Here is a 13,777-nt window from a genome sequence, read left to right as displayed (position 1 = left end):
ATCAGCCCAGCGGGCCGATCTCCCGTTCGATCGCCGCGCGCAGCTCCGGGCCGCGTACCACCTCGCGCGCCGCCTCCATGAGCGGCGCGAGGAACACGTCCGGTCCCGGCTCGCCGATCGTGCGGCCGAGCACGTCGAGCGCCGCCCGCCCGGCCGGTGACGGCGTCAGCGGGGCGCGCAGCTGGAGCCCGCGTACGGCCGCCAGCAGCTCCACCGCGAGCAGGCTGGTCAGGTTGTCCAGCACGGTGCGCAGCTTCTTGGTGGCCGCCCAGCCCATCGAGACGTGGTCCTCCTGCATGCCGCTGGTGGGCAGCGAGTCGACCGAGGCGGGCGCGGCGAGCCGGCGGTTCTCCGCCACGATCCCGGCGGCGGTGTACTGGGCGATCATCAGCCCGGAGTTCACCCCGGCGTCGGGGGACAGGAACGCGGGCAGCTCCCGGGAGCGGGTGACGTCCAGCAGCCGGTCCACCCGGCGTTCGGCGATCGCGCCCACCTCGGCGGCGGCGATGGCCAGGTAGTCGGCGGCGAAGCCGAGCGGCGCGCCGTGGAAGTTGCCGGTCGACTCGACCCGCCCGTCCGGCAGCACCACCGGGTTGTCCACCACGGACAGCAGTTCCCGGCCCGCGACCACCTCGACGAAGTCGAGCGTGTCCCGGGCCGCGCCGGCGACCTGCGGGGCACAGCGCATGGAGTACGCGTCCTGCACCGCGTGCGCCAGGTCGTCGCGGTGCGAGTCCATCACCGCCGAGCCCTGCAGCAGCCGGTGGATGTTCGCCGCCGAGGCGGCCTGGCCGGGATGCGGGCGGATCGCGTGCAGCTCGGGCAGGAAGGGCCGCTCCGAGCCGAGCATCGCCTCGATGGCGAGCGCCGCTGTCACGTCCGCCATGGCGAACAGGTGCCGGGCGTCGGAGACGGCCAGCAGCAGCATGCCGAGCATGCCGTCGGTGCCGTTGATCAGCGCCAGCCCCTCCTTGGCGGCCAGCGACACCGGCTTCAGCCCGACCTGGTGCAGCGCGTCGGCGGCCGGGACGCGCTCCCCGGACGGGCCGAGCACCCAGCCCTCACCGAGCAGCACCAGCGCGCAGTGCGCCAGCGGCGCCAGGTCGCCGGACGCGCCGAGCGAGCCGTGCTCCGGCACCCACGGGGTGACGTCGTGGTTGAGCAGGTCCACGAGCGCCTCGGCGACCAGCGGGCGTACCCCGGAGCGGCCGAGCGCCAGCGAGCGGACCCGCAGCAGCATCATGGCGCGTACCACCTCGCGCGGCATCGGCGCGCCCACCCCGGCGGCGTGCGAGCGGATCAGCGCGTGCTGCAGCTCGGCCCGGCGCTCCGGTGCGACGAACGTGTTGGCGAGCGCGCCGAACCCGGTGGAGACGCCGTACACCGGCCGCCCGGCCGCCTCGATCCGGTCCACGATGGACCGGGAGGTGGCCATCGCCTCGGTGGCGGCCGGGTCGAGCACGACCTTGGCGGTGCCGCGGGCCACCGCGAGCACGTCGGCGGGGGTGACCCCGGTGGACAGGATGGTCACTGTGGTCATCGCGGCACTCCGTTGTGCAGAACCTGGCGGATCAGTGGCACCCCCGGCCGGTAGGCCAGGTGCAGGTGGGACGGGGCGTCGAGGATGATCAGGTCGGCCCGCGCCCCGGGGGTCAGCCGCCCCACGTCGGTGCGGCGCAGCGCCGCCGCCCCGCCGGCGGTCGCGGCCCACACCGCCTCCGCCGGGGTCATCCGCATCTCGCGTACGGCGAGCGCGACACAGAACGGCATCGACGACGTGTACGACGAGCCGGGGTTGCAGTCGGTCGCGAGCGCGACTGTCACGCCCGCGTCGAGCAGCCGCCGGGCGTCCGGGTACGGCGACCGGGTGGAGAACTCCGCGCCCGGTAGCAGCGTGGCGACCGTCTCCGAGCCGGCCAGCGCGTCGACGTCGGCGTCGGTCAGGTGGGTGCAGTGGTCGACGCTGGCCGCGCCCAGCTCCACGCCGAGCCGTACGCCCGGCCCCGGGCCGAGCTGGTTGGCGTGCAGCCGTACGCCCAGACCGGCGGCCTGCCCGCAGGCGAGGATCGCCCGCGCGTGGTCGGCGTCGAACGCGCCCCGCTCGCAGAACACGTCGATCCAGCGGGCGTACGGCGCGGCGGCGGCGAGCATCGGCCCGCAGACCATGCCCACGTAGTCGTCCGGGCGGTCGGCGTACTCGGCGGGGACCACGTGCGCGCCGAGGAACGTGGTGTCGTCGGTGAACTCGGCGGCGATCCGCAGCGAGCGGGCCTCGTCGGCGACGGTGAGGCCGTACCCGCTCTTGATCTCGACGGTGGTGGTGCCCTGCCGCAGCATCTCCGCGCGCAGCCGGCCCACAGTGGCGCGCAGGTCGTCGTCGGAGGCCGCGCGGGTGGCGCCCACAGTGGTGCGGATGCCCCCGCCGGTGTAGGGCTCGCCGGCCATCCGGGCGGCGAACTCGGCGGCCCGGTCCCCGGCGAAGACCAGGTGGGCATGGCTGTCCACGAAGCCGGGCAGCACCGCCGCGCCACCGGCGTCGATCCGCCGGTCGGCGGCGGGCGCGTAGCGGGCCGACCCGATCCAGGCCACCTGGCCGCCCTCGACCAGTAGCGCGGCGTCGCGCCTGATGCCCAGCGGGTCGCCGTCGCGGCCGTCGTTCGTGACCAGCTCGCCGATGTGGTCGACGAGCAGGCTGCCGCGCGTCACGAGTCCTCCTTCGCGGTCACCGCCGCGATCGCGTCCCGCAGCTCGGTGGGCACGTCCACGGTCAGGTGCCGGCCGCCGTCCACCACCGGCCTCCCGTCCACGATCACGCTCGTCACGTCGGCGGCGGTGGCGGCGAAGAACGCGCCGGCCGGCGGCACCCCGGCGGTGCGGGCGCTGTCCAGCCGTACCGTGACCAGGTCGGCCCGCTGCCCGACGGCGAACCGGCCGGCGTCGCCCCAGCCCAGCGCGGCGTGCCCGCCGACGGTGGCGGCGCCGAGCAGCTCGGCCGGCGTGAAGTGCCCCCGCCGGCGGGTACGCAGCCGCTCGTCCATCTCCAGCGCGCGGGCCTCCTCGAACAGGTCCACCACGGCGTGACTGTCGCTGCCCAGGCTCAGCGGGCTGCCCGCGTCGGCCATCCGGCGCACCGGGCCGACCCCGTCGGCCAGGTCGCGCTCGGTGGTGGGGCAGACGCAGACCCGGGTACGGCTGTCGCCGAGCAGCGCCACGTCGGCGGCGGTCGGGTGGGTGGCGTGCACCGCTGTGGTGTGCGGGCCGAGCACGCCGTGGTCGGCCAGCAGCCGCGTCGGGGTGCAGCCGTGCACGGCCCGGCAGGCGTCGTTCTCGGCCGGCTGCTCGGACAGGTGCACATGCAGCGGCAGCCCGTTGCGGTCGGCCCAGCCGGCCACGGTGGCGAGCTGCTCGGCCGGGACCGCGCGTACCGAGTGGATGGCCGCGCCGAGCCGGACGTGGTCGTCGGCCGGCCCGAACGCGTCCACCCGCGCCGCCCAGCGCAGCGCGTCACCGTCACCGAAGCGGCGTTGCGGCCCGGTCAGCGGCGCGCCGTCCACGCCCCCGGCCAGGTACGCGGTGTCCAGCAGCGTGAGCCGGATCCCGGCGTGCGCGGCGGCCTCCACGAGCGCTGCGGACATCGCGTTCGGGTCGTCGTACGGGGTGCCGCCGGGACCGTGGTGCAGATAGTGGAACTCGCCCACGCAGGTGATCCCGGACAGCGCCATCTCCGCGTACACGGCGCGGGCCAGCGCCAGGTAGGTGTCCGGGTCGAGCCGGGTCGCGATCGCGTACATCAGGCTGCGCCAGGACCAGAAGTCGCCGCGCCCGTCGTGGGTGCGCCCGCGCAGCGCGCGGTGGAACGCGTGCGAGTGGGCGTTGGCCAGGCCGGGCACCGTCAGCCCGGGCAGCCGTACCGCGTCGCCGAGCACCTCCACCCCGGCGGTCGGCGGACCGTCCCCGGTCAGCGGGGTGACAGCGGTGAGCCGCCCGTCGGTCGCCTCGATCAGCACGTCCCGGGTGGGCTCGGCGCGGTCGGGCAGCCAGGCGTACTCGGCCAGCCAGCGGGTCAGCGGCATGCCAGCTCCTCCAGGACCCGGGCCAGGGCGGTCACCCCGGCGGCGCAGTCGGCGTCGGTGGCCGCCTCGGCGGGGGAGTGCGACACCCCGGTCGGGTTGCGCACGAACAGCATCGCGGTGGGCAGGTGCGCCGCCAGCACCCCCGCGTCGTGCCCGGCGCCGGTGGGCAGCACCGGCGCGCCGAGCAGCGTGACCAGCCGGTCGGCCAGCCCGCGGTCGAACGCGACGAGCGGGGTCGCCGACTCCTGGGTGCAGGTCAGCGCGGTGCCGTCGCGGCCGGCCCGGTCGGCGGCCTTGGCGCGTACCGCCTCGACCAGACCGCACAGCGTCTCCGCCTCGGCCGCCCGCGCGTCCAGCCAGCCGGTGACCCGGGACGGGATCGCGTTCGTGGCGTTCGGCTCGACCGACACCCGGCCCACTGTGGCGTGCGCGTCGCGCAGCCGGGCCTCCTTGTTCGCCGCCAGCACGGTGAACGCGTAGGTGAGCATCGGGTCGCGGCGGTCGGCCATCGCTGTCGTACCCGCGTGGTTGCCCTCGCCGGTGAAGTCGAACCGCCACCGGCCGTGCGGCCAGATCGCGGAGGCCACCGCGACCGGCGCGTCCTGGTCGACCAGCGCGCGGCCCTGCTCGACGTGCAGCTCCACGAAGGCCGCGAAGCGGCCGAGCAGCGCCGGGTCGGCGCCCGCCGGCCGCTCGCCGAGCGCCTGCGCGAAGGTCGTCCCGGCCTGGTCGCGCAGCCCGGCCGCGCGGTCGACGTCGATCTCGCCGGTGAGCAGCCTCGACCCCAGGCAGGGTACGCCGAACCGCGCGCCCTCCTCCTCCACGAACGCGGCCACCACCACCGGCCGTTCCGGGGTGATGCCCGCGGCCCGCAGCTCGTCCACGGCGAGGAACGCGCTGACGATGCCGAGCGGACCGTCGTACGCGCCGCCGTGCGGCACCGAGTCGAAGTGGCTGCCGGTGAGCACCGCGTCGCCGGCCTCCGGGTCGCCCCACCAGGCGAACAGGTTGCCGTTGCCGTCCTGCTGAACCGGCATCCCGCGGGCGTCGGCCTGGTTGTGGAACCACTCCCGCAGCCGCAGCTCCGGTTCGGTCAGCGCGTAGCGCAGGTAGCCGCCGCTGCCCTCGTCGCGCCCGATCGGCGCGATCTCGTCCCACAGCTCCCGGAACCGGTTAGGAAGGGACCCTTCCCATGCAGAATGCGTTAACAAGGGGCCCTTCCTTACTCGGCCATCGGGATGCGGACGCCGGTGCGCTCGGCCACCGCGCGGGCGTCGTCGTAGCCGGCGTCGACGTGCCGGATGACGCCCATCGCCGGGTCGTTCGTCAGCACCCGCTCGATCTTCTGGCCGGCCAGCTCGCTGCCGTCGGCCACGCAGACCTGCCCGGCGTGGATGGACCGGCCGATGCCGACGCCGCCGCCGTGGTGGATCGACACCCACGACGCGCCGCTGGCGGTGTTCACGAGCGCGTTCAGCAGCGGCCAGTCGGCGATCGCGTCGGAGCCGTCGGCCATCGCCTCGGTCTCCCGGTAAGGGCTGGCCACGCTGCCGCAGTCCAGGTGGTCCCGGCCGATCACCACCGGCGCGCTCAGCTCGCCGGACGCGACCATCTCGTTGAACCGCACCCCGGCCCGGTCCCGCTCGCCGTAGCCGAGCCAGCAGATCCGCGCCGGCAGACCCTGGAACGCGACCCGCTCGCCGGCCATCCGGATCCACCGGGCGAGGGACTCGTTCTCCGGGAACAGGTCGAGGATCGCCCGGTCGGTGGCGGCGATGTCCTTCGGGTCGCCGGAGAGCGCGGCCCAGCGGAACGGGCCCTTGCCCTCGCAGAACAACGGCCTGATGTACGCGGGCACGAACCCGGGGAAGTCGAACGCCCGCTCGTATCCGCCGAGCTTGGCCTCGCCCCGGATCGAGTTGCCGTAGTCGAAGACCTCCGCGCCCGCGTCCAGGAAGCCGACCATCGCCTCCACGTGCTTCGCCATCGACGCCCGGGCCCGGTCGGTGAACTCGGCCGGCTTGGCCGCCGCGTAATCCCGCGCGTCGCCCGGGTCCACGCCCTCCGGCACGTACGACAGCGGGTCGTGCGCGCTGGTCTGGTCGGTCACGATGTCGATGGCTACGCCCCGGCGCAGCAGCTCGGGGAAGACGGTGGCGGCGTTGCCGACCACGCCGACGCTGAGCGCCCGCCGGTCCCGTCTGGCCGCGAGCGCCCGCTCGATGGCGTCGTCGAGCGAGTCGGCCACCTCGTCGAGGTAGCGGTCGTGCACCCGGCGGTCCAGCCGCGACCGGTCCACGTCCACGATCAGGCAGACGCCGCCGTTCATGGTGACGGCGAGCGGCTGCGCCCCGCCCATCCCGCCGCAGCCGGCGGTGAGCGTCAGCGTGCCGGCGAGCGTGCCCCCGAAGCGCTTGGCGGCGACGGCGGCGAACGTCTCGTACGTGCCCTGGAGGATGCCCTGGGTGCCGATGTAGATCCACGAACCGGCGGTCATCTGCCCGTACATGGTCAGGCCCAGCGACTCCAGGCGGCGGAACTCCGGCCAGGTGGCCCAGTCGCCGACCAGGTTGGAGTTGGCCAGCAGCACGCGCGGCGCCCACTCGTGGGTCCGCATCACACCGACCGGCCGGCCGGACTGCACCAGCATCGTCTCGTCGTCGCGCAGCTCGGTGAGCGTGCGCACGAGCGCGTGGTACGACGGCCAGTCCCGGGCCGCCTTGCCGGTGCCGCCGTAGACCACCAGGTCGTCGGGGCGCTCGGCCACCTCCGGGTCGAGATTGTTCATCAGCATCCGCAGGGCGGCCTCCTGCGGCCACCCCTTCGCGGTGCGGGTGACGCCGCGGGCGGCGCGGACGGGCTGGTGCATCTCGTACTCCTCTCAGCCGAGGAACAACTGGCGGCGGGCGGCGGACGACTCGAACGCCTCGAGCCGGTCCTGGGTCTCGGCCGGTGCGGCGTCGCAGATCGCCTGGAGCACCACCATGGCCAGGGTCATCGGTGCGGTGTGCAGGTCGAAGACGAGGTCGGCGCCGACGGCGGCGGGCAGCACCACCTGGGCGTGCTCGGTGGCCGGGCTGACCGGCGAGTCGGTGATCGCCACGACGGTCAGGCCGGCGTCCCGGGCCTCGCGCAGCGCCTCCAGGGTCTCCCGGGGGTAGCGGGGCAGCACGAACGCGAGCATGGCCGTCGCGCCGGCCGCCACCGCCTGGTCCAGGCGGTCCACGAGCATGCTGCCGCCGTCGTCGAACACCCGTACGTCCGGGTGCACCTTCGCCGCGAAGTAGGCGAAGTAGGCGGCCAGCGGCGCGGCGGCCCGCAGCCCGAGCACCGGCAGCGGGCGGCTGGCGGCGAGCAGGCGGCCCACCTCGGCGACCCGGTCGGCGTCGGCGAGCTGCGCGGCGAGCCGGTCGAGGTTGTCCCGTTCGGCGTGCACCGCCCGTTGCAGGGCGTTCCCGGCGCGGTCCTGGTCGGCGGCGTCGCGCGCGCCCAGCTCGCGCAGGCGGCGGCGCAGCGCGGGGTAGCCGTCGTGGCCGAGCGCCATGGCGAACCGGGTCACCGACGGCTGGCTGACGCCTGCGAGCTCGGCCACCTCGGCGGCGGACAGGTACGCCGCCGCGCCCGCGTGCCGCACCAGGCAGTGCGCGATGCGGCGCTGCGTCGGGGTGAGCCGTACGCCGTGGAAGAGGTCGAGCAGGCGGTCAGGGGAGGCCGCACCGCTTTCATTCACGAGCCGACTCTATGCATGAAAACTTTCAGAGCGCAAGCGTCGCGCGACCGCAGGGAGGTCCGATGAGCGTGCTCTCTGTACTATCCGCACGGCGGGTGAACAGAGGAGTGGGGCATGCAGCCGGAGGGGCCGTACAGGTTCACCGAGACGTTGGGCGAGTGCCAGGTCGGCCGGGCGTGGGCGGCTCTCGACGGACAGGACCGCCCGGTCACCGTCGCCGTCCTCGAAGGCGCCGCCGCCGGTGACCAGCGCTGGCGGGAGGCGTTCACCAACGCGGCGAACGTGCTGGCCCAGACCCCCGGCGGCCACCGGTACGTCAACGCCGACTTCGCCGCCGCCGAGCCCTGGATCGCGTACCCGTCCGAAGAGGAAGGTGCGGCCGAGCGGCTGTTCCGCAGCCTCGGCATGGACTACCAGCGCACCCCGACGGCCGAGATGCTCCCACCGCCCCCGGCCGCCGCCCCGGTCTCCCCGCCGTCCCAGTTGCCGTGGGTTCCGCAGCCCTGGGCGATGGCGGCCCAGCCGATCTCCGGCGCGCCGATGTCCCCGGCCGCCGTCGTCGCGACCTCCGGGGTCCCCGCCACGTCGGCCGTCTCCGCGCCACCCGCCGTCGGCTCGGCGCCGGTGGCCACCGACCCGCTGGACCCGTCCGGCGGACGCCGGATCGCCCCGGTGCAGCCGGCGCCGAAGCGGCGCGACTGGATCTCGATCGTCGGCGCCCTGGTGCTCACCCTGGTCGCCGGCACCGCCGGGTTCTTCCTGGGTGCGGGGCGCGAGAAGGAGGCCGCGACGCCGGCGCCGTCGGCCAGCCCGTCGCTGCCGCCCTACGAGGCCACGCAGCTCGCCATCAACAAGGCCAAGTTCGAGGGTGAGCTGGCCCCGCTGGTCGAGCCCTGGCTGACCCGGATCGGTGGCTGCACCGTCTACGACCAGCCGGGCGCACCGAAGCTGCCGGCGGACGAGAAGGGGCACGTCTTCTGCCACTACGGCGGCGCGTGGCTGCACTTCACGCTCTACCCGGGACAGAAGCAGAAGGACACCGCGCGGGCGTACCGCCAGCAGCTCAACCTCGCCGGCGGCTCGCTGGCGCCGGGGCTGCGCGAGGCCGGCACCACGAAGGGCGGCGTGACCGGGAAGCCCGGCAGCTACGTCGAGTACGCCTTCGAGGGCGAGGACGGCCGGGCGATCTGCGGCGTCTGGTGGGACCCCGACGACATGCAGGGCGCCTTCTACATCGAGACGCTCTGCAAGGACGGTGTGGACGGCGACTGGGACGCCCTGCGCGACCTGTGGCAGCGCGGCAGCTGACCGCCGCGCCGCGTCATGGCGTGCTGATCCGGGCGACCGGTTCGACCCCGCCGGTGACCTGCTCGACGCGGTAGGCGGCGAGCGCCTGCCGCCAGGCGTCGACCTCGTCGCCGACGACGTGCGAGCGGATCAGCCAGACGCGCGCGCCGTCGCCGCGCTCGGCCGCCAGCTCGACCGCGTGCCGGAGACTGGCCCCGACGGCAGTGGTGTCGTGGCCGGGCACCACCACGACGTCGGACCGGTCGGGCATGTCGACCCACCAGCCCACCGTGTTGCCGTGCGGCACGACCAGCTTCAGCCGCTCGTGCCGGGAGTAGAACGCGAACCCGTACCAGGCCGCGTTGTTCATGACCACGACGTCGTTCGGGAGGCGGTGCCGGGCCACGTACTCGGTCGCCGAACGCACGTCGGTGACGGCGATCGCCGTGTAGTAGAGCCCTGGCTCGTTCCCGTCGAACCGGTACCAGTGGCTGTTGCCGGCCGCGTACCCCCCGAGCAGGACCGCGCAGAAGGCCGCGGCCAGGACGGCGGGCCGCACCCGGGGGAGCCGGCGGCAGGCCAGGTCGGCCGCGCGGCTCGCCAGCCCGGCGACCCCGATGCCGGCCACCGCGGCGGCGGTGACGAGCAGGAAGTGCGAGGTACGCAGCTCCAGCAGCGGATAGACCTTCGCGACGCCGACGATCGTCGCGACCACTGGTAGGAGCATCACGGCGGCCGCGGTGGCGGGCCGGCCGTGCCTGCGGAGCGTCAGCGTGCCGGCCACGAGCAGGGCGACCACCACCAGCCCGGGCGCGCCGACCACCGGCATCAGCGTGTCGATCTGCCGTGCCAGGTAGCCGGGCAGCTCGGTGACCCCGGGGAAGTTGCCGGCCCAGAACTGCTGCATGGGTACGTTGCGGCCCTGCATCGAGATGCCGAAGTAGACGCCGGTGAGGACCAGCCCGGCGTTGAGCCCGGTCACTGTCACCTCGACCAGACGTAGCCACTGCCGCCGGATCGCCGTGACCAGCAGCAGCCCGCCGAACGCGCACGGCGCCACGATCGCGGTGACGTGGCTGACCAGCATGCCCGCGGCGACGGCGGCGGTGAGCACGTTGAGCCGCCGGCGCGACCACCGTTGCTCGACCCAGGCGACCAGCGCGAGCACGCCCACGGCCACGGCTGCGTCGGCGGTGTACTGCTTGAGGTCGTGGCGCACCTGCTGGGCGGGGAGCAGCAGGACCGCCGCCGCGCAGGCCGCGCCGGCCACCACGCCCCGGCCGGGCGTCGACCACCGCAGCGACCGGCCGAGACCGTACGCCGCCACGACCGCGAGCCCGTGGAACGCCAGCGTGACCAGACGCAGGTCGTCCGCGTCGGGCACCAGCCGCAGCAGGAAGCTCCAGCCGAGCGGGCTGGACGACGTGGTGACCGGCAGCTCGCCCAGCGGGAACCGGACGGACAGGGCGACCCACGCCTCGTCGAGCCAGTACGGCGCGCTGAGCATGGTCTTGACGTCGTGCAGGATCGGCAGCAGGCACAGCAGCGCGAGGACGGCGGTGCTGTCCCACAGGATCGGGCGGGGCCCCAGCGGTCGGGCCACCGCCCCGCCGGATCTGTCCACATCGGCTGGTTCCACCCGTGCGACCACGCAGTTCCCAATCCCCGCCTGCCGACCGGCCGTCACCCTAACCCACCACTCAGGTGCGTCGACAGGCCCGGACCTGCGGGCCCGCGTCCCCGGCCCCAGGGCTGGTGCCGATCGGCCACTGCTGATCCGTACGATCGTGCGGTGCGCGTGATGGCTGACCGGATCAGGGGCGTGGAGCGCAGGGGCCGCTACCTCGGCCTCGGCCTCGTCGTTCTGGCGGCCGGGTTCCTGCTGACGGGCAGGTGGCAGCTCGCGCTCGGGGTCGCCGTCGGCGCCCTGCTCGGCTGGGTGCTGACGGACCCGGTCCGGATCACCTGGGCGGTCTTCGTCATCGCGTTCGCCGTCCCGGTGACCATCGACGTCGGCTATCCGACGAATCCCTCGTACGCGCTGCTGCTGGTCCTGTTCCTCCTCGCCGCGTGGGGGCGGGTGCTGCGCGCCGAACGCGACGGGTGGCCGCCGAAGGCGCTCGCGGCGGCGCTCCTGCTCCCGGCGTGCGCGGTGCTCGCGGGGCTGGTCCACTGGCACGGGGTGAAGCCGATCGCGGTCGGCGTCGCGCCCCTGCTGTGCTTCGGCGTGCTGGCCTGGCACCTCGCCGAGGAGGCACGGCACGACCGGCGGACCGTCCGGCGGATCGCGGAGGCGCTCACCTGGTTCAGCGTCGCCGTGGCCGTGTTCGCCAAGTACCAGACCGCTTCCCGGAGCTGGCCGATCTTCGACCAGTTCGCGTACGACTGGACCTACACCTCGGCGTTCGACGCGACCCGGGCGGTGGGCCTGTCCGGGCACCCCATCATCTACGGCACGTTCGCCATGGCCATGGTGCTCGTCGCGCTGACGCTCCGGGGCCGGTTCTGGTACGTGCCGGTCACCGCCAACCTCGTCGGCCTGGTGCTCTCCGGCACCCGCAGCGCCTGGGTGGGCACGGTTCTCGCGCTCGGGCTCTGGCTGTTCCTCCAGTGGCGGAAGGTCAGCTGGCGCGGCCTGGGCGCCACTGCCGCCGTCGCCGCGGTCACCTTCACGCTCGTGGCGGTCAACCCGCCGGCCCTGCGGCCCGACACCACCGCCGCCGCACCCACCCCGAGCCCGGCCGCTCCGGCGGCGAGTTCGGCGGCGCCGGCCCCCGAATCGCCCGCTGCCACGCCGAGCCCGGCCGCGCCGAGTCCGGCCGCTCCGGCGCCTCCGGCGGCGAGTTCCCTGCCGCCGGAGCCCGGCGCGCCGGTCCCGGCGGCGCCCACCGCGAGCGCCGTGGACTCCGTCGACGTGGCGGGATCACGGATCTCCGACCCGGCCAGCGCCGACGCCCGCTTCACGCGCATGAGCGTGGTCTGGGACGGCATCACCAGCGACTGGTCCACAGTCGTCTTCGGCAACGGGCCGGAGGCAAACGTGCGGTTCCTGGAGAACGTCGGCATCGGCGACGGCCAGGCCCAGGTCTTCGACAACACCTACCTGGCGTTCTGGTACAACTTCGGCCTGATCGGGCTGGCCTGCCTGCTGGCGCTGCTGGTGCTGCTCTACCGGCGCCTCCGGTCGCTGCCGGCCCGCCTCCTGCTGGTCGGGTTCGCGGCCCAGATCTTCTTCTTCGACGTGTGGCTGTGGCTGGGCGCGGTGGCCGTGCTGCTCCTGGCGGTCGCGCTGGGCGCCGCCGACAACCCGTCCCTGTCGGCGCGGGCGCTACCGGTGCCGCGTCGCCGGCAACCTGGCGCGCAAGCCGCCGCCGGCCCCCGTCAGCCAGCGGCCGGCGCGGCGGCCGGATCCGGCTCGGCGCCCGCCGCGCGCCCGGGCAGCGCAGGCGCGTCGGGACCGTCCTGACCCGGCCGATCGTCCGGCGGCTCGCGCAGCGCGGGCGGCGTCCAGTCCTTTCCCCGCAGCGCCGGCTTCTCCACCAGATGCCAGGAGAGCATCGCCAGCCCGAGGCTGAGCACGGCGCTGACCAGGAAGAACCCGGCCACGCCGAGAGCCGGCAGGCCGAACTTGGCGAGCACCTGCTGCACCACGAACGAGTAGATGTAGACACCGTACGAGTAGTCGTTGTCGCGGCCGACGCGGTGCAGCACGCGCGGCAGCCGTACGGCGAGCCAGAGGACGGCGTACGCGTAGGCGAGCAGCGCCGGTGCGAAGAACGCGCCGTCGACGGCGTACACCCCCGGGCCGACGAAGTCGCCCCGCACGGCGAGCCAGCCGACCGTCCCGAGCGCGAGCACGCCGAGCAGGTCGTTCATCGGCAGCCGGTCGCGGTACAGCTCGGCGGCCCCGCCGGCCAGGAACATGAACCCGAACCAGAGCAGGTAGGTCTTCTGCAGCGCGCCGAGCATCGGCAGCGGACCGACCGCCCCGCTGGTCCAGAGCGCCGCACCGGGCTGGAGGTGGTTCCAGCAGAGGACGCCGAACACCGCGACCACGGCGAGCAGCGTGACCCAGCGGAGCTGCCGGCGCAGCACGGTCAGCGCGGCCAGGACGGCCACCGCCAGATAGCAGTAGATCTCGTAGGCGAGCGTCCACAACGATCCGTTGATCGTGTTCCCGCCCTGCCAGTGCCAGTACGGCGTGTCACCGCGCAGCAGGTCGGCGATGCCGAACTGCCGCAGCCCGCCCCACCAGTTCAGCCGCAGGTAGTCGAGCACGCCGCCCGGGCTGCGCCACAGCCCGTCGAGCGTGCCGTGCCGGTCGAGGTACAGCAGGGGCGCCACGACCAGGCCGGTGAACAGCAGGCAGACCCACAGCCCGGGCCAGATCCGCAGCGCCCGGTGCCACAGGAAGCGGGGCACCGAGTTGCGTCGCGCCGAGCCGACGACGAGGAAACCGGAGATCGTGAAGAAGCCCGCCACCGCCAGGGCGCCCAGGTCGACCCGGTGCAGCAGCGGACGCCCGAACCCGAGGGCGGCGGTGTGGGACAGCACCACGGCCAGCGCGAAGACGAGCCGCAGCGCGCCGAAACCGTTGGCCCGCCCGTGGTACGCGCTCGCCAGCGGCTGCGACACGAGCGCACGCCGGACGGCGGCCTTCAGGAGGGGAGACACGCGGACCGACCCG

10 protein-coding genes are annotated in these 13,777 nt (G+C 74.6%); 2 read left to right on the top strand and 8 right to left on the bottom strand.

Translation table 11 applies throughout. The features are described 5' to 3' along the window. Window position 1: 1 nt before the first annotated feature. The 6 genes from hutH to O7542_RS20170 are packed head-to-tail and all read right to left on the bottom strand — an operon-like array spanning window position 2 to window position 7,803. Window positions 2–1,540, bottom strand: coding sequence for a histidine ammonia-lyase (gene hutH, locus O7542_RS20195; protein ID WP_281605060.1), 1,539 nt, complete (start codon window positions 1,538–1,540; stop codon window positions 2–4). Further along, on the bottom strand, window positions 1,537–2,706 hold the full coding sequence (gene hutI / locus O7542_RS20190) for an imidazolonepropionase (RefSeq protein ID WP_281605059.1): 1,170 nt from the start codon (window positions 2,704–2,706) through the stop codon (window positions 1,537–1,539). The genes hutH and hutI overlap by 4 nt, the downstream gene beginning before the upstream one ends. Beyond that, on the bottom strand, window positions 2,703–4,067 hold the full coding sequence (locus O7542_RS20185) for a formimidoylglutamate deiminase (protein WP_281606490.1): 1,365 nt from the start codon (window positions 4,065–4,067) through the stop codon (window positions 2,703–2,705). Before O7542_RS20185 ends, hutI begins: the two co-directional genes overlap by 4 nt. Next, on the bottom strand, window positions 4,064–5,284 hold the full coding sequence (locus O7542_RS20180; RefSeq protein ID WP_281605058.1) for an allantoate amidohydrolase: 1,221 nt from the start codon (window positions 5,282–5,284) through the stop codon (window positions 4,064–4,066). Before O7542_RS20180 ends, O7542_RS20185 begins: the two co-directional genes overlap by 4 nt. Before the next feature lie 11 nt (window positions 5,285–5,295). Further along, window positions 5,296–6,942, bottom strand: a complete 1,647-nt coding sequence (hutU, locus tag O7542_RS20175) for a urocanate hydratase (RefSeq protein ID WP_281605057.1) — start codon at window positions 6,940–6,942, stop codon at window positions 5,296–5,298. 12 nt (window positions 6,943–6,954) lie between these two features. Then, the gene (locus O7542_RS20170; protein WP_104114461.1) at window positions 6,955–7,803 is read right to left on the bottom strand and encodes a MurR/RpiR family transcriptional regulator; all 849 of its coding nucleotides are present in this window, start codon (window positions 7,801–7,803) and stop codon (window positions 6,955–6,957) included. Window positions 7,804–7,917: 114 nt separating this feature from the next. Between O7542_RS20170 and O7542_RS20165 the strand changes: the two genes are divergently transcribed. Next, window positions 7,918–9,111: a hypothetical protein gene (locus O7542_RS20165; protein ID WP_281605056.1), complete on the top strand. Its 1,194-nt coding sequence runs from the start codon at window positions 7,918–7,920 to the stop codon at window positions 9,109–9,111. 13 nt (window positions 9,112–9,124) lie between these two features. Here the strand turns inward: O7542_RS20165 and O7542_RS20160 are convergent, their stop codons facing one another. Continuing rightward, window positions 9,125–10,693, bottom strand: a complete 1,569-nt coding sequence (locus O7542_RS20160) for a hypothetical protein (protein WP_281605055.1) — start codon at window positions 10,691–10,693, stop codon at window positions 9,125–9,127. A gap of 198 nt (window positions 10,694–10,891) precedes the next feature. Between O7542_RS20160 and O7542_RS20155 the strand changes: the two genes are divergently transcribed. Continuing rightward, on the top strand, window positions 10,892–12,556 hold the full coding sequence (locus O7542_RS20155; protein ID WP_281606489.1) for an O-antigen ligase family protein: 1,665 nt from the start codon (window positions 10,892–10,894) through the stop codon (window positions 12,554–12,556). Here O7542_RS20155 and O7542_RS20150 read toward each other — a convergent pair. Beyond that, entirely contained in the window at window positions 12,472–13,764 is a 1,293-nt protein-coding gene (locus tag O7542_RS20150; RefSeq protein WP_281605054.1) for an acyltransferase, read from the bottom strand. The two genes, O7542_RS20155 and O7542_RS20150, sit on opposite strands and share 85 nt — an antisense overlap. Window positions 13,765–13,777: the final 13 nt, after the last annotated feature.

Source organism: Micromonospora sp. WMMC264, from assembly GCF_027497275.1.
Taxonomy (GTDB): Bacteria; Actinomycetota; Actinomycetes; order Mycobacteriales; family Micromonosporaceae; genus Micromonospora; species Micromonospora chalcea.
This window is presented reverse-complemented; position numbering and strand designations above follow the sequence as displayed.